The following is a 19,389-nucleotide window of genomic DNA, read 5'->3' on the forward strand; positions in this document are numbered from 1 at the left end:
GCAAATAATGAAGAGACAGGCGTGTAGCTTGGGAAGAGGAAATCTGGAATAAGAGTTTAATGGAGTTGTTTGATAGTTGATACTGTTGCAGCTTGAGAATCGAGTAGACTTTAAAAGTTTCTTTGAGCATGAGATAATTATACCGGATAGGATTTAAAGGAGAACTACCAAGTGAAAAGGTAATAAAGAGACGAATTGGGATTTTAAAGAGATTAAGGGGAAAGTAAAACAGGATCTAAGTTTGCAGCAGTTAGAGTTGACATGTGAATCTTGGCAGGCACCAGAGCTTAGGTTTTACAGGCTTTAGTTTATAGCGCGGAATTGTAGCTATTATTGGAACTTAAAAAATATTATTTATAATGATTATATCTTAATGTAAAATAAAAAATAAAATAGAAAGAGGAGGTTAGTAGATAATATGATGAAGAAATTAGTTAAAATTATAGCTCACGTGGTATTGATTACATTTGTAGCAGGTGTTTGTTTGTTTGGTGCGATGAGTTATTATCCAATTGAAACCAAAGCAGCACCTGACTGGAGCATTCCAAGTTTGTATGAGAGTTATAAGAATGATTTTAGGATAGGTGTAGCAATACCTGCAAAATGTTTGAGCAACGATACAGACAGGAGGATGGTATTAAAACATTTTAACAGTATAACAGCAGAGAATGAAATGAAGCCAGAAAGTTTATTAGCTGGGCAAACAAGTACAGGTCTAAATTACAGATTTAGCACTGCTGATGCCTTTGTAAACTTTGCGAATACGAACAATATAGGAATTAGAGGACATACTTTAGTATGGCACAGCCAGACGCCTGATTGGTTTTTTAAAGACAGCAGTGGACAAAGGTTAACCAAGGATGCATTGTTAGCAAGATTGAAGCAATATATATATGATGTTGTAGGAAGGTATAAGGGAAAAGTATACGCATGGGACGTTGTAAATGAAGCCATTGATGAGAATCAGTCTGATGGTTATAGGCGGTCGACATGGTATGAGATTTGTGGACCAGAATACATTGAGAAAGCATTTATATGGGCACATGAAGCAGATCCCAACGCAAAGCTATTTTATAATGACTATAATACTGAGATTTCCAAGAAAAGAGATTTTATATACAACATGGTTAAGAATTTAAAATCAAAAGGAATACCAATACATGGTATTGGAATGCAATGCCATATAAATGTTAACTGGCCTTCAGTTAGCGAAATAGAGAACAGCATAAAGTTATTCAGTTCAATACCGGGCATAGAAATTCATATAACAGAGCTTGATATGAGTTTATACAATTACGGATCAAGCGAAAACTATTCGACACCCCCACAGGACTTACTTCAGAAGCAAGCTCAGAAGTACAAAGAATTATTTACAATGTTAAAGAAGTATACGAATGTTGTAAAATGTGTAACATTTTGGGGATTAAAAGATGATTATTCATGGTTAAGATCTTTTAACGGCAAAAATGATTGGCCATTATTGTTTTTTGAGGATTACAGTGCAAAACCAGCTTATTGGGCAGTAATAGAAGCATCAGGGACATCAACAACACCAGCTCCAACTACAACTATTACACCGACTCCAACACCAACATCAACAGCAACACCAACACCGACACCCACACCAGCACCAACAGCAACTCCAACCCCAACAGTGACACCGACACCAACGTCAACACCAACACCGACGCCGAGCAGCACACCTTTAGCAGGTGGGCAGATAAAGGTATTGTATGCAAACAAGGAGACAAATAGCACAACTAATACGATAAGGCCATGGTTGAAGGTAGTGAACACTGGAAGCAGCAGCATAGATTTGAGCAGAGTAACGATAAGGTACTGGTACACGGTAGATGGGGACAAGGCACAGAGTGCGATATCAGACTGGGCCCAGATAGGAGCAAGCAATGTGACATTCAAGTTTGTGAAGCTGAGCAGTAGTGTAAGTGGAGCGGACTATTATTTAGAGATAGGATTTAAGAGTGGAGCTGGGAAGTTGCAGGCTGGTAAAGACACAGGGGAGATACAGATAAGGTTTAACAAGAGTGACTGGAGCAATTACAATCAGGGGAATGACTGGTCATGGATGCAGAGCATGACGAATTATGGAGAGAATACGAAGGTAACTGCGTATATAGATGGAGTATTGGTATGGGGACAGGAGCCGAGTGGAGCGACAGCGACACCGACACCTACACCAGCACCAACTCCAACTCCAACTCCAACAGTAACACCTACCCCAACACCAACGTCAACACCAACACCGACGCCGAGCAGCACACCTTTAGCAGGTAGACAGATAAAGGTATTGTATGCAAACAAGGAGACAAATAGCACAACAAACACGATAAGGCCATGGTTGAAGGTAGTGAACACTGGAAGCAGCAGCATAGATTTGAGCAGAGTAACGATAAGGTACTGGTACACGGTAGATGGGGACAAGGCACAGAGTGCGATATCAGACTGGGCCCAGATAGGAGCAAGCAATGTGACATTCAAGTTTGTGAAGCTGAGCAGTAGTGTAAGTGGAGCGGACTATTATTTAGAGATAGGATTTAAGAGTGGAGCTGGGAAGTTGCAGGCTGGTAAAGACACAGGGGAGATACAGATAAGGTTTAACAAGAGTGACTGGAGCAATTACAATCAGGGGAATGACTGGTCATGGATGCAGAGCATGACGAATTATGGAGAGAATACGAAGGTAACTGCGTATATAGATGGAGTATTGGTATGGGGACAGGAGCCGAGTGGAGCGACAGCGACACCGACACCTACACCAGCACCAACTCCAACTCCAACTCCAACAGTAACACCTACCCCAACACCAACGTCAACACCAACACCGACACCAACTGCTACACCGACGCCAACACCGACAGTAACACCAACCCCAACCCCAACCCCGACACCAACAGTAACAGCAACACCAACACCGACGCCAAGCAGCACACCGGGTGTGCTTGGCGAATATGGGCAGAGGTTTATGTGGTTATGGAACAAGATACATGATCCTGCGAACGGGTATTTTAACCAGGATGGGATACCATATCATTCGGTAGAGACATTGATATGCGAAGCACCTGATTATGGTCATTTGACCACGAGTGAGGCATTTTCGTACTATGTATGGTTAGAGGCAGTGTATGGTAAGTTAACAGGTGACTGGAGCAAATTTAAGACAGCATGGGACACATTAGAGAAGTATATGATACCATCAGCGGAAGATCAGCCGATGAGGTCATATGATCCTAACAAGCCAGCGACATACGCAGGGGAGTGGGAGACACCGGACAAGTATCCATCGCCGTTGGAGTTTAATGTACCTGTTGGCAAAGACCCGTTGCATAATGAACTTGTGAGCACATATGGTAGCACATTAATGTATGGTATGCACTGGTTGATGGACGTAGACAACTGGTATGGATATGGCAAGAGAGGGGACGGAGTAAGTCGGGCATCATTTATCAACACGTTCCAGAGAGGGCCTGAGGAGTCTGTATGGGAGACGGTGCCACATCCGAGCTGGGAGGAATTCAAGTGGGGCGGACCGAATGGATTTTTAGATTTGTTTATTAAGGATCAGAACTATTCGAAGCAATGGAGATATACGGATGCACCAGATGCTGATGCGAGAGCTATTCAGGCTACTTATTGGGCGAAAGTATGGGCGAAGGAGCAAGGTAAGTTTAATGATATAAGCAGCTATGTAGCGAAGGCAGCGAAGATGGGAGACTATTTAAGGTATGCGATGTTTGACAAGTATTTCAAGCCATTAGGATGTCAGGATAAGAATGCGGCTGGAGGAACGGGGTATGACAGTGCACATTATCTGCTATCATGGTATTATGCATGGGGTGGAGCATTGGATGGAGCATGGTCATGGAAAATAGGGAGCAGCCATGTGCACTTTGGATATCAGAATCCGATGGCGGCATGGGCATTAGCGAATGATAGTGATATGAAGCCGAAGTCGCCGAATGGAGCGAGCGATTGGGCAAAGAGTTTGAAGAGGCAGATAGAATTTTACAGGTGGTTACAGTCAGCGGAGGGAGCGATAGCAGGAGGCGCGACAAATTCATGGAATGGCAGATATGAGAAGTATCCAGCAGGGACAGCAACATTTTATGGAATGGCATATGAACCGAATCCGGTATATCATGATCCTGGGAGCAACACATGGTTTGGATTCCAGGCATGGTCTATGCAGAGGGTAGCGGAGTATTACTATGTGACAGGAGATAAGGACGCAGGAGCACTGCTTGAGAAGTGGGTAAGCTGGGTTAAGAGTGTAGTGAAGTTGAATAGTGATGGTACGTTTGCGATACCGTCGACGCTTGATTGGAGCGGACAACCTGATACATGGAACGGGGCGTATACAGGGAATAGCAACTTACATGTTAAGGTAGTGGACTATGGTACTGACTTAGGAATAACAGCGTCATTGGCGAATGCGTTGTTGTACTATAGTGCAGGGACGAAGAAGTATGGGGTATTTGATGAGGGAGCGAAGAATTTAGCGAAGGAATTGCTGGACAGGATGTGGAAGTTGTACAGGGATGAGAAGGGATTGTCAGCGCCAGAGAAGAGAGCGGACTACAAGAGGTTCTTTGAGCAAGAGGTATATATACCTGCAGGATGGACAGGGAAGATGCCGAATGGAGATGTAATAAAGAGTGGAGTTAAGTTTATAGACATAAGGAGCAAGTATAAACAAGATCCTGATTGGCCGAAGTTAGAGGCGGCATACAAGTCAGGGCAGGCACCTGAGTTCAGATATCACAGGTTCTGGGCACAGTGCGACATAGCAATAGCTAATGCAACATATGAAATACTGTTTGGCAATCAATAATTAAGTAGGTAAATGAAAATTTAGCGGGGTAGCACAACTATAGGTATGATGTGCTGCCTCGCTAAAATCCTGTATGGAGGTGTTTAAAAAATAGTACAAAAAATAAAGAGGTATAATGGCAAAAATGCATAAAAAAGAGGGGGTTAGGTTTTAAGATGAGAGTAAAAACAAAAATGGGAAAGAAATGGTTGAGTATACTATGTACAGTTGTTTTTTTATTGAACATTTTGTTTATAGCAAATGTAACGAATTTACCCAAAGTTGGTGCGGCTACATCTAATGATGGAGTAGTGAAGATAGATACTAGCACATTAATAGGAACAAATCACGCACATTGCTGGTACAGAGATAAACTTGAGACGGCATTGCGAGGGATAAGGTCATGGGGTATGAACTCTGTGAGGGTAGTGCTGAGTAATGGCTATCGATGGACGAAGATACCAGCAAGTGAAGTAGCAAATATTATATCATTGTCAAGAAGTCTTGGATTCAGAGCCATTGTATTAGAAGTTCACGACACGACAGGATATGGTGAGGACGGTGCAGCATGTTCATTGGCGCAAGCAGTAGAATATTGGAAAGAGATAAAGAGTGTGTTAGAAGGCAATGAGGATTTTGTTATAATAAACATTGGTAATGAGCCGTATGGGAACAATAACTATCAAAACTGGATTAATGACACGAAGAATGCTATAAAAGCGCTAAGGGATGCAGGGTTCAAGCACACGATAATGGTTGATGCACCGAACTGGGGGCAGGATTGGTCTAATACTATGAGAGACAATGCCCAGAGCATAATGGAAGCAGATCCGCTGCGCAATTTGGTATTTTCGATTCATATGTACGGTGTATACAATACAGCGAGCAAGGTAGAAGAATATATCAAGTCATTTGTGGAGAAAGGGCTGCCATTAGTTATTGGGGAGTTTGGGCATCAGCATACAGATGGTGACCCTGACGAGGAAGCTATTGTCAGGTATGCAAAACAATACAAGATAGGACTTTTTAGCTGGTCTTGGTGTGGCAATTCGAGCTATGTAGGGTACTTGGACATGGTAAACAATTGGGACCCCAATAATCCAACTCCATGGGGGCAATGGTATAAAACTAATGCGATTGGTGCCTCTTCAGTACCTACTTCAACACCAACACCGACACCAACACCAACAGTAACACCAACTGCTACCCCAACACCGACGCCGAGCAGCACACCTGTAGCAGGCGGGCAGATAAAGGTACTGTATGCAAACAAGGAGACAAATAGCACAACTAATACGATAAGGCCATGGTTGAAGGTAGTGAACACTGGAAGCAGCAGCATAGATTTGAGCAGAGTAACGATAAGGTACTGGTACACGGTAGATGGGGACAAGGCGCAGAGTGCGATATCAGACTGGGCCCAGATAGGAGCAAGCAATGTGACATTCAAGTTTGTGAAGCTGAGCAGTAGCGTAAGTGGAGCGGACTATTATTTAGAGATAGGATTTAAGAGTGGAGCTGGGCAGTTGCAGGCTGGTAAAGACACAGGGGAGATACAGATAAGGTTTAACAAGAGTGATTGGAGCAATTACAATCAGGGGAATGACTGGTCATGGATGCAGAGCATGACGAATTATGGAGAGAATACGAAGGTAACTGCGTATATAGATGGTGTATTGGTATGGGGACAGGAGCCGAGTGGAGCGACAGCAGCACCGACCCCGACAGCGACACCGACACCTACTCCAGCACCAACTCCGACCCCAACGACGGCACCAACACCAACTGCTACACCGACGCCAACACCGACAGTAACACCAACCCCAACCCCAACCCCGACACCAACAGTAACAGCAACACCAACACCGACGCCAAGCAGCACACCTGTAGCAGGTGGACAGATAAAGGTATTGTATGCAAACAAGGAGACAAATAGCACAACTAATACGATAAGGCCATGGTTGAAGGTAGTGAACACTGGAAGCAGCAGCATAGATTTGAGCAGAGTAACGATAAGGTACTGGTACACGGTAGATGGGGACAAGGCACAGAGTGCGATATCAGACTGGGCCCAGATAGGAGCAAGCAATGTGACATTCAAGTTTGTGAAGCTGAGCAGTAGCGTAAGTGGAGCGGACTATTATTTAGAGATAGGATTTAAGAGTGGAGCTGGGCAGTTGCAGGCTGGTAAAGACACAGGGGAGATACAGATAAGGTTTAACAAGAGTGATTGGAGCAATTACAATCAGGGGAATGACTGGTCATGGATGCAGAGCATGACGAATTATGGAGAGAATACGAAGGTAACTGCGTATATAGATGGAGTATTGGTATGGGGACAGGAGCCGAGTGGAGCGACAGCAGCACCGACCCCGACAGCGACACCGACACCTACTCCAGCACCAACTCCAACTCCAACGCCGGCACCAACACCAACGTCAACACCAACATCAACGTCAACACCAACATCAACGCCGACTCCGACACCGACTCTGACAGCTACCCCGACGCCGACACCAACACCGGTGCAGACTGTAACACCAACGCCAACAGTAACTCCAAATCCAACATCAACACCGAGTATTCCTGATGATGCAAATGATGATTGGCTTTATGTAAGTGGTAATAAAATAGTTGATAAAGATGGTAGACCGGTATGGTTAACAGGTATTAACTGGTTTGGATACAATACAGGTACAAATGTTTTTGATGGTGTATGGAGTTGCAATCTAAAAGATACTTTGGCTGAAATAGCCAATAGAGGCTTTAATTTGCTAAGAATTCCAATATCAGCCGAGATTATACTGAACTGGTCGCAAGGTATTTATCCAAAACCAAATATAAACTACTACGTTAATCCAGAACTTGAGGGCAAAAACAGTCTAGAAGTATTTGACATAGTTGTACAAACATGTAAAGAAGTTGGTTTGAAAATTATGTTGGATATTCATAGCATAAAAACAGACGCAATGGGACATATCTATCCAGTATGGTATGATGATAAATTTACTCCAGAGGATTTTTTTAAGGCGTGTGAGTGGATTACAAATAGATATAAAAAGGATGATACTATTATAGCTTTTGACCTAAAAAATGAGCCACATGGAAAACCATGGCAAGACACAACATTTGCAAAATGGGATAATTCAACAGATATTAATAATTGGAAATATGCGGCTGAAACATGTGCGAAACGTATACTAAATATAAATCCAAACCTTCTTATTGTAATAGAAGGAATTGAAGCATATCCAAAAGATGACGTTACATGGACATCAAAATCCTATAGCGATTACTATTCAACATGGTGGGGCGGTAACTTGCGAGGTGTTAAAAAGTATCCTATTAATCTGGGTAAATATCAAAATAAAGTAGTATATTCACCTCATGATTACGGACCCTCTGTTTACCAGCAGCCGTGGTTTTATTCAGGCTTCACAAAAGAGTCTTTACTACAAGATTGTTGGCGTCCGAATTGGGCTTACATCATGGAAGAAAACATTGCGCCGCTGCTGATAGGTGAATGGGGTGGTTATCTTGATGGAGCTGATAACGAAAAGTGGATGAGATATCTACGAGATTACATCATAGAGAATCATATTCATCACACATTTTGGTGCTTTAATGCTAACTCAGGTGACACTGGAGGTTTGGTTGGATACGATTTTACGACATGGGATGAAAAAAAATACTCATTTTTAAAGCCGGCTCTTTGGCAAGACAGTCAAGGTAGGTTTGTTGGATTAGATCACAAGCGATCCTTAGGTACAAATGGGAAAAACATTAATATTACAATTTACTACAACAATAATGAACCAGCGCCAGTTCCAGCCGCAAAATGATAAAATACGGTAAATGGGAATTTGTAGATATATAAGAAAAATTTGAGGACAGTAAAGGACTGCATAGTTGAAGTTATAAACAAGTAAATTTAAAAAAAAAAAGAAGGGGTGATCTAAAACAGATAGAAATATATGTAATTATATTAAAATTATATTAAGTAACTATTAAACATTTATTTGTGGGAACAAAGTATGAGTTTCGAAATTATAACATCCAATACGATTAATTAAAAATTAACTATCAGATCAAAAAAGGGGGTTAGGGTTAAAAATGCTTAAACTAAAAAGAGCAATAAAAATGATTACATTTTGTGTTGCTGTGGTATTTCTATTGCAGATTTTCTTTCTATTTTCAGGATATAATAACAGTGAAGTAAAAGCAGCAACAACCTTTAACTATGGTGAAGCTCTTCAAAAAGCGATCATGTTTTATGAATTCCAGATGTCAGGTAAACTACCATCATGGATCCGTAACAACTGGCGCGGGAATTCTGGTCTAAATGATGGCAAAGATGTGGGTTTAGATCTTACTGGTGGCTGGCATGATGCTGGTGACCATGTAAAGTTTAATCTACCAATGTCATACAGTGCTTCAATGCTTTCGTGGGCAGTTTATGAGTACAAAGCAGCATTTGAGAAAAGTGGTCAGCTTGAACATATACTTAACCAGATTGAATGGGTAAATGACTACTTTGTAAAATGCCATCCATCAAAGTATGTATACTACTATCAAGTTGGTGACCCAATTGAAGATCATAACTTCTGGGGTCCAGCAGAAGTTATGCAAATGAAACGGCCAGCATACAAGTGTGATTTAAATAATCCAGCAAGTTCGGTTGTTGCAGAAACAGCAGCATCCTTAGCTGCAGCTTCAATCGTCATACGTGAAAGAAATAGTCAAAAGGCAGACACATATTTGCAGCATGCGATGGAACTCTTTGATTTTGCCGATAGAACTCGTAGTGATGCAGGGTATACCGCAGCAACAGGATTTTACACATCAGGTGGTTTTATTGATGATCTTGGTTGGGCAGCAGTGTGGCTATATCTTGCGACAAATGACAAATCATATTTAGATAAAGCTGAGGCGCTTATGGCAGAATATGCCGGTGGCACAAATACATGGACACAGTGCTGGGACGATGTAAGATACGGAGCAATATTGCTTTTAGCAAAAATAACTAATAAAGACATATATAAAGGTGCTGTTGAAAGAAATCTTGATCATTGGACATATAACATAACCTATACACCTAAAGGTCTTGCATGGATAACAGGGTGGGGCTCACTTAGGTATGCCACAACTGCAGCTTTCTTAGCGTTTGTTTATGCAGATTGGTCAGGATGTCCAGAAAATAAGCGAACAGCTTATCTAAAATTTGGTGAGAGTCAGATTAACTATGCATTAGGTTCAACAGGAAGAAGCTTTTTGGTAGGATTTGGGCAAAATTATCCACAACATCCACATCACAGAAATGCACACAGTTCATGGGCGAACAGTATGCGAATACCTGAATATCATCGACACATACTTTATGGTGCATTAGTAGGCGGACCAGGCTCTGATGATAGTTACAATGATGATATTACTGACTATGTTCAAAACGAGGTGGCTTGTGACTACAATGCTGGTATTGTAGGTGCTCTGGCAAAAATGTACCTTATGTATGGAGGAGACCCAATACCTAATTTCAAAGCTATCGAAAAGCCAACTAATGATGAAATTTTTGTTGAATCCAAGTTTGGTAATTCACAGGGTACAAACTATACCGAAATAATTTCATACATTTATAACAGAACGGGATGGCCGCCTCGAGTCACAGATAATCTAAACTTTAAGTATTTTATTGACCTAAGTGAGTTAATCAAGGCTGGGTATGGTCCTGATGTTGTTAAAGTAGAGACATATTATTCAGAAGGTGGAAAAATATCTGGACCATACGTATGGAATGCATCAAAGAACCTTTACTATATATTAGTTGATTTTACAGGAACAAAAATATATCCAGGTGGGGAAGTAGAACACAAAAAACAAGCTCAATTTAAGATATCTGTACCACAAGGTGTTCCATGGGATCCAACTAATGACCCATCTTATGCAGGATTAACAAAAGAACTTAGTAAAAATAAGTTCATAGCAGCTTATGAAGGTAACGTGCTGGTATGGGGACAAGAACCAGAGGGTTCGTCAAGTTCAACGTCAACCCCAACACCAACTGCTACACCAACACCGACACCAACTGCTACACCGACGCCAACACCGACAGTAATACCAACCCCAACCCCGACACCAACAGTAACAGCAACACCAACACCGACGCCAAGCAGCACACCTATAGCAGGTGGGCAGATAAAGGTATTGTATGCAAACAAGGAGACAAATAGCACAACTAATACGATAAGGCCATGGTTGAAGGTAGTGAACACTGGAAGCAGCAGCATAGATTTGAGCAGAGTAACGATAAGGTACTGGTACACGGTAGATGGGGACAAGGCGCAGAGTGCGATATCAGACTGGGCCCAGATAGGAGCAAGCAATGTGACATTCAAGTTTGTGAAGCTGAGCAGTAGCGTAAAGTGGAGCGGACTATTATTTAGAGATAGGATTTAAGAGTGGAGCTGGGCAGTTGCAGGCTGGTAAAGACACAGGGGAGATACAGATAAGGTTTAACAAGAGTGATTGGAGCAATTACAATCAGGGGGATGACTGGTCATGGATGCAGAGCATGACGAATTATGGAGAGAATACGAAGGTAACTGCGTATATAGATGGAGTATTGGTATGGGGACAGGAGTCGAGTGGAGCGACAGCAGCACCGACCCCGACAGCGACACCGACACCTACACCATCACCAACTCCAACTCCAACAGTAACACCTACCCCAACACCAACGTCAACACCAACACCGACACCAACTGCTACACCGACGCCAACACCGACAGTAACACCAACCCCAACCCCGACACCAACAGTAACAGCAACACCAACACCGACGCCGAGCAGCACACCTGTAGCAGGCGGGCAGATAAAGGTACTGTATGCAAACAAGGAGACAAATAGCACAACTAATACGATAGGCATGGGGTTGAAGGTAGTGACACTGGGAAGCAGCAGCATAGATTTGAGCAGAGTAACGATAAGGTACTGGTACACGGTAGATGGGGACAAGGCGCAGAGTGCGATATCAGACTGGGCCCAGATAGGAGCAAGCAATGTGACATTCAAGTTTGTGAAGCTGAGCAGTAGCGTAAGTGGAGCGGACTATTATTTAGAGATAGGATTTAAGAGTGGAGCTGGGCAGTTGCAGGCTGGTAAAGACACAGGGGAGATACAGATAAGGTTTAACAAGAGTGATTGGAGCAATTACAATCAGGGGAATGACTGGTCATGGATGCAGAGCATGACGAATTATGGAGAGAATACGAAGGTAACTGCGTATATAGATGGAGTATTGGTATGGGGACAGGAGCCGAGTGGAGCGACAGCAGCACCGACCCCGACAGCGACACCGACACCTACACCAGCACCAACTCTAACGCCGAGCAGTGGGATAGTGAAGATAGATACTAGCACATTAATAGGAACAAATCACGCACATTGCTGGTACAGAGATAAACTTGAGACGGCATTGCGAGGGATAAGGTCATGGGGTATGAACTCTGTGAGGGTAGTGCTGAGTAATGGCTATCGATGGACGAAGATACCAGCAAGTGAAGTAGCAAATATTATATCATTGTCAAGAAGTCTTGGATTCAGAGCCATTGTATTAGAAGTTCACGACACGACAGGATATGGTGAGGACGGTGCAGCATGTTCATTGGCGCAAGCAGTAGAATATTGGAAAGAGATAAAGAGTGTGTTAGAAGGCAATGAGGATTTTGTTATAATAAACATTGGTAATGAGCCGTATGGGAACAATAACTATCAAAACTGGATTAATGACACGAAGAATGCTATAAAAGCGCTAAGGGATGCAGGGTTCAAGCACACGATAATGGTTGATGCACCGAACTGGGGGCAGGATTGGTCTAATACTATGAGAGACAATGCCCAGAGCATAATGGAAGCAGATCCGCTGCGCAATTTGGTATTTTCGATTCATATGTACGGTGTATACAATACAGCGAGCAAGGTAGAAGAATATATCAAGTCATTTGTGGAGAAAGGGCTGCCATTAGTTATTGGGGAGTTTGGGCATCAGCATACAGATGGTGACCCTGACGAGGAAACTATTGTCAGGTATGCAAAACAATACAAGATAGGACTTTTTAGCTGGTCTTGGTGTGGCAATTCGAGCTATGTGGGGTACTTGGACATGGTAAACAATTGGGACCCCAATAATCCAACTCCATGGGGGCAATGGTATAAAACTAATGCGATTGGTGCTGAATGAAGGGAGGTGCGAAAATTATTTGAAAAGTATGATAGTTCAATAGGCACTAATGTATGAATTATCAGTCAAATGACAGGGTGGGTTTTCTACACGCCCGCCCTGTTGATTTTACGAAACACATATTATGCAAAAAATATCAAAAAATTGAACCATTAACTTAACCACAACTGAATAAAATGCTTTTTATTCGTATTTATCCAGATTACCCATCCCATAAAAGTTTTATGCATTATCGATTGTTAAAAATGTTGCATTATAGAGTGCTAAGTGTACAATTACTAAAATGTCATCATAAGAACTCTGTGCAACTAATGTTATGCTCTTTTAATTGCTAAAACAATAAAAAAATTAAAAAAATTTTTAAGCGGTATGATTGTCGACATATACAGTAAAAGTAAAGGAGTGAAAAATTAATGAAGGAAAAAAATGTATTATTATTACTCTCAATTCTGATTGCCACAGGATACTTTATTCTTCAGGTTATTTCCATTGGCTCAAGAGAAATACCAACAACATATTGGGCATCCAAAGAAGAGGGCAGTACAATTGAAGTAAGAATTTCACCTAAGATGTTTATAAAAGACTTCTTTATCTATTTTGGTTATGGAGACGGGAAAGTTGATATACAATTTTTGAACGATAACTCGGTAATATTCCAACAATCTGTCCAATCAGCCTTTTTTCAAGGTAAGGTAATATTAGTTAATAACGTCGTTGACAAAGTGCTTATCGTGACACATGGAAATGGTCTTGAGATTAGAGAAATTGCAGCAAAAAAAGATGACAAACAGTTTATAGATTTTTCAAAAGCAGAAATTGTTATTTTAAAAGGCTTCAACTATTTAGGAAATCCTTATAATTTAGTTGATGAGCAAGCTAAAATGAGAAGTATAGTAAGTTACCGTTACAGTTCATATTTTGATGAGATATATCATGCAAGAACAGCCTACGAACTGTTAAAAGGGCTGCCACCTTATGATTTAGTTCATCCACCCTTAGGTAAATGGCTAATATCAGTTGGAATGGCAGTATGGGGAGTGAACCCATTTGGATGGAGAATTGTTAATTTAATTTTTGGTTCAATTGCATTGGTTCTTATACTAATTTTATTTACTAAGCTACACAAACCCTCATTTTGGTGCGGAATAGCAGTTATAATATTGATGGCAAGTGACTTTTTGCATAATAGCTTGTCGAGAACAGCAAACCTTGATACATTCAGTTTGTTTTTTATTCTTTTATGTTCAATTTTTGGAATGTATTACATTAGTAGTATACTAAAAAAGAAAGAAAAATTATCTAAAACGAATTTAGCGTACTTTTTGACATTTTCAACTGGAGGGTTAGCATTTGCTTGTAAATGGAATGCTTTGTATTCAATTATACCTATTTTAACAATTTCATTCTCATATAGAGTGCATAATCTTATAAAAAGTAATGACAAAAATTGGGTTGTAAAGGTGATCAAAAATGGATTATTATCCATCATAGCTTTTTTAATACCTTATTATCTTACATACCTTCCAATAACAATAAAATACCCATATCATAATTTACCATGGGCAGTTATAAGTGATTTTATAATGTTGCAAAACCATATTTGGAAATACCATTCGACGTTAGTGGCAACGCATCCATTTTCTTCTGAGTGGTATCAATGGTTATTGGCAACGAAACCACTATGGGCTTATTATGACAATTCGTTGCCAAGTAATTTACGTTCGACTATTGCATATTTAGGGAATCCAGTCATATGGGGTCTGGGGTTGTTAGCACTGGCATATTTATTGATAGTGGCTCTGAAAAATCCAAAAGACAATTTGAGGTCTTTTATAGTAATTGCAAGCTATATATCTTCAATTGTTCCATGGATGTTTATAGGTAGAATTAAGTTTATATATCATTATTATCTCGCATTACCTTGGCTTTACATAGCGATAGCTATGGCAATTGATAATCTAAGACTAAAGCAGGGATTAAAAGAAAAAGTTGCAATGACAGTAAGTAGTTTAGCTCTGATTATGCTTATCATATACTATCCTGCTGTGAGCGGTTTGACTGTGTCAGCAAAATACATTAATATGCTAAAGATAATGAAGAGTTGGATATTCTAACAAAGTTGTGTAAATAGAGAAGGGGAGAATGAAAAACAAGATGTCAAATAGAAAGTATGAAGCAGTAAACAAGCTTGACGCTGCAAATAAAAAAGTTGTAGCAATAATAATATACAGTATACTAATTACAATATTGCCGTTAGGCTGGTGGATGGCTAATTTCGGTGAAGTGATGTTTAAAAGCAGGCAGCCGAATAGAATAATAGTGAGCATTATAACAATAAGTGGAATTATTTTTTACAGCTACTATTTAAACTTTTACAACAACAAATCGCAGATTTCAAGAACAGAATTCATATGGATGCTATTTACCGCATTTTTTGTAAGATTGGCTTTAGGCGGTGCAATATCAGGACATCCGATAGATGTAAACTGTTTCAAGGCATGGATGAACATTGCTTCAACTGATATGTTCAACATTTACGAGAAGAACATTTTTATTGACTACCTGCCAGGATATTTAATCATCTTAGCATTATTTAAATACATTGCTTCGGGAGTCCACTGCACAATTTCAGAGGACCTACTTATTAAATTACCAAACATTTTAGCTGACATTGCCATTGGAGTAATGGTGTTAGGCCTTAAGCAAAAGTGTGGAAGTCGACCAACTCGTGAGGAAAGTACAATAATTTTGTTTAATCCCGCACTAATTTTGCTCTCATCACTGTGGGGACAGAGTGACAGCTTTGTATTGATGTTGCTGGTTATGCTATTTGTTAGTTTAGTTTACAATACCTATATTTTAACTGGATGTGTAACAGCCTATTTATTATTCACAAAACCTCAATTTATACTATATTTTCCACTAATAGCACTATACTGGGTATACAATCTTTGGCTTAGAAATAGAACAGTGGACATAATAAAACAAATAATTTCTTTTAGCGTTTTAAGCGGTGTTTTGTATTTTCTTTTCACGCCTCATAAGGAAATTTTATGGCTTCCAAAGTTCTTTATAAAAATAGCAGGAGAATATCCTTATTACACAGTAAATGCATTTAATATCTATTATGCTGGAGGCTTAAATTGGGTCAAAACAGGAGGGATGTACGATTACATAAATATGATTGCTTTAGCAATTGCCTACATTTTGGTTTTGGCGCAGATTGGTGTTAGGTTGGAAAAACCAAGAGATCATTTAATCCAAGTGAGGTATCTCCTGCAAGGTGGTTTTTTAGTTGGATTACTTTCATATAACCTTATGACAGGTATGCATGAAAGATATTCGATATTTGCATGGTTATTTTGTCTTATGGTATATGTACTGATTAATGACATAAGATGGTTAAGGATATCAATGATTATTTCCTTGCTAACCTTTCTGAATATATCGAAGGTTTTGGATCTATCTCTTTCAAACATTTATTTTGTTCAACGAGATCTTTCGAACTTTATAGTAGCAATAGCGAATATTGTCATTCTTTTTGCATCACTTTATATTATTACTAACAGCCTATTAAAGCACAAAAATAATGCAAAAGTATGACAGCATGAATATTCGAAAATAAAATAACATACTTTAGGAGGGTGGCAAAAATGAATAGTAAAAAGAAGAACAAAAGAAAAAAACAAGCAAAAAAAAACAGCAAACGAAAGTTCAATTCAAAGAATTTTTGAGGTTGCCTATTGTAAAAAGTTTTATAATCATATTAATTTTGACCTTATTGATAACAACAATATATAGCACAGCAACAATTGTAATTAGAAAAAATATTGCCAAACATTTTTTCACAATCTCAGATGAAAATTATCAAAATGTAGCATATCTTAACAATGAATTGGTTATGTTTGAAAAGAATAGTAAATGGGGGATAATGGATATACAGGGAAAAATAGTAGTAAAGCCTACATATGAAAGGATACTATTAGAAAGTGAAGGAATGATTCCAGTTAAGCTTAAAAATAAATGGGGCTTTATTGATATCTATGGAAAAGTTAAGATAAAACCCCAATTTGACAATGTAACTGCATTCACAGACCAGCTTGCAGCTGTGTGTGTGAACAACAGGTGGGGAATTATAGATAAGTCAGGTAAATATACTATAAAACCTCAGTATCAAGACATAATTATACATCCAAACAAAATTATTCAAACTAAAAAGTATAATAAATGGGGAATTATTGATGAGAAAGGAAATCAAATTATACCATTTAAATACAGAGAAATACAAATTTTGAATTACAAGGGAGTCATTGTTGCTAAAGAAAAAGATAGTTACAAAGTAATATCGATCAAAAATAAAAAGGAAAGTAAGGAAAACTATAGCAACTTTTCATTAAACATTGGGAAAATGTTACCTGTTATGAGAAACAATAAGTGGGGCATTTTAAATCTTGAAACATTATCAGAAGTTTTTCCGTTGATTTATGATGAAATATGGGTCCACAATGAAGGCTGGATAGAGCTTAAAAAAGATAAAAAGTTGTACATTATGTTTTTTGACGGTAAAATATTAGCTAAAACTTTTAAAAGGGATTCAGTAGTTGTTTCCTCAAACAAAATGATTTCAATAAATCAAAATAATGGAGTCATAACCTTAGTAAATCTTGATTCACGAAAGACAGTAGATATAAAAGCACATGATATAACAGTATTTAACAATGGTTTTGCGGCAGTCAAGGTTAGGGACAAGTGGGGGTTGATTGCAGAAAATGGGAAGTTTGTTATTAAGCCAAAGTATGATTCTATCTGGATAGCAGACAAAGACATAATTGTAGTTTATCTCAATGGGAAGTGGGGGTTAGCGAAAATAAACGGAGAAATTTTAACACCACTGAACTATGATTTAATAGGCGAAGTAAAAGATGGGTACGTAGCATTTCTGAAAAATGGCAAATGGGGTGTGATGCTAAAGACAGGCAAGATACTGCTGAAACCGAAATTTGATCAAATTACACTTCATACAAGGAACTATATATTTGCTAGACAAAATGATACATGGTTTCTCATAGTAATTAAGAATAATAAAAAATATTTCTATAGATTCAAAACGTTCTCTGTGATAAGAGTTAATGACAATATTTGGGTATATACTACAGAGAAAGGTATGAAAGTTATTATTCTAAAAAAATAGTTATGAGATAATTATAATGATTAACCCACAAAAAATGAGTAAGAAAAATTTTTAAATTGAGGAGGTTCATTATGAATAAAAAGAATCTATTTTTGGTAGTAGGTATATTGCTTATTTCAATTATCTTGTCGTTGTTTATTTTTAAGGGTAAAATAGCGAGTATAATTGATGATCATAGGGTAGTGTTAGAGGTAAATGGAGAGCAAGTTACCAAAAGAGAGTACAAAATAAGGTTTAATGCCCTGAAAGAGAATGCAATTCAATTTTCATCACGTACAGACATCTTGGATCAGGTGTTTAACGGAAAAACATATAGAGAGTTATTGAAAGATGAGTTGTTCACAATTTTAACAGAAGAATTGTTGTGCCTACAAGAAGCTAGGAAAAGAAATATTAATCTCACAAAGCAAGAAGAAGAAGAAATAAAAAAATATATTCAAGAGCTTAAGACAAATGAGGAAATGAGAGGTTATTTTAACCAATATCTCCGAAAAATAAATTCTGATGAAAATCATTTTTATAGAGATCTGTATAAAACTAGACTCATTAATAAGTTATATAGTTCTATTACAAGCAAAACAACTGTTAGTGACTCAGAGATAATTAATTACTATAATACCAATAAGAATCAGTTTAAAAAGAGAAAAATTATAGACATTTTTCTAAAGGTGGAGAATGAAGAGGAGGATGCTCGAAAAAGAGAAATTGCAAATAAAATAGTGTCTGAATTAAAAAAAGGAGAGAGTTTTGAAAAATTGGTCAAAAAGTACTCAGAGGATGATGGTGCGAGTACAACAAAAGGAATAATTGATTACTTTAGAAAAGGCGAAAAAGAAGCAGAGTATGGTAGTGTTTTTGAAGAAGAGGTGTTTAAATTAGCTGTTGGACAAATCAGTAATGTAATAAAGACAGTTAAAGGCTATCATATAGTAAAAGTACTTGATGAAAAATATATGCCTCTTGATGAAGTTAAAGAAGAAATTCAATCAAAGTTGATGAAACAAAAGAAAGACGAAGCTTTTAGGTTATACATTGAAAATTTAAAAAAATTATCTAAAATCAATGTTTATAAGGATAGAACTAAAGATCTTTAATCAAAAATTTAAATTGGTTATACTTGCATAAAAGTTTAGA

Annotated in this window: 6 protein-coding genes and 1 pseudogene; all 7 read left to right on the forward strand. The window is 38.8% G+C overall.

All coding sequences use genetic code 11. From position 1 onward, the window contains the following. The first annotated feature begins 418 nt into the window (after positions 1-418). The 7 genes and pseudogenes from CALKRO_RS04280 to CALKRO_RS04310 all read left to right on the forward strand — a co-directional run bounded on the left by CALKRO_RS04280 (position 419) and on the right by CALKRO_RS04310 (position 19,349). The gene (locus CALKRO_RS04280; RefSeq protein WP_013429870.1) at positions 419-4,849 is read left to right on the forward strand and encodes a glycoside hydrolase family 48 protein; all 4,431 of its coding nucleotides are present in this window, start codon (positions 419-421) and stop codon (positions 4,847-4,849) included. Positions 4,850-5,004: 155 nt separating this feature from the next. After that, positions 5,005-8,670 carry a cellulase family glycosylhydrolase gene (locus tag CALKRO_RS04285; protein WP_013429871.1) on the forward strand — a complete coding sequence of 1,222 codons (3,666 nt, stop codon included), beginning with the start codon at positions 5,005-5,007 and terminating at the stop codon, positions 8,668-8,670. Positions 8,671-8,941: 271 nt separating this feature from the next. Next, a pseudogene (locus tag CALKRO_RS13285) lies at positions 8,942-13,064 on the forward strand (glycoside hydrolase family 9 protein). 413 nt (positions 13,065-13,477) lie between these two features. After that, positions 13,478-15,178 (forward strand): phospholipid carrier-dependent glycosyltransferase, encoded by a 1,701-nt coding sequence (locus CALKRO_RS04295; protein ID WP_013429874.1) that lies wholly within the window; start codon positions 13,478-13,480, stop codon positions 15,176-15,178. 40 nt (positions 15,179-15,218) lie between these two features. Beyond that, positions 15,219-16,667, forward strand: a complete 1,449-nt coding sequence (locus CALKRO_RS04300) for a hypothetical protein (protein WP_237699131.1) — start codon at positions 15,219-15,221, stop codon at positions 16,665-16,667. Positions 16,668-16,800: 133 nt separating this feature from the next. Continuing rightward, entirely contained in the window at positions 16,801-18,255 is a 1,455-nt protein-coding gene (locus CALKRO_RS04305; RefSeq protein WP_013429876.1) for a WG repeat-containing protein, read from the forward strand. 71 nt (positions 18,256-18,326) lie between these two features. Continuing rightward, entirely contained in the window at positions 18,327-19,349 is a 1,023-nt protein-coding gene (locus CALKRO_RS04310) for a peptidylprolyl isomerase (protein ID WP_013429877.1), read from the forward strand. Positions 19,350-19,389 lie beyond the last annotated feature (40 nt).

The organism is Caldicellulosiruptor kronotskyensis 2002 (assembly GCF_000166775.1).
Taxonomy (GTDB): domain Bacteria; phylum Bacillota; class Thermoanaerobacteria; order Caldicellulosiruptorales; family Caldicellulosiruptoraceae; genus Caldicellulosiruptor; species Caldicellulosiruptor kronotskyensis.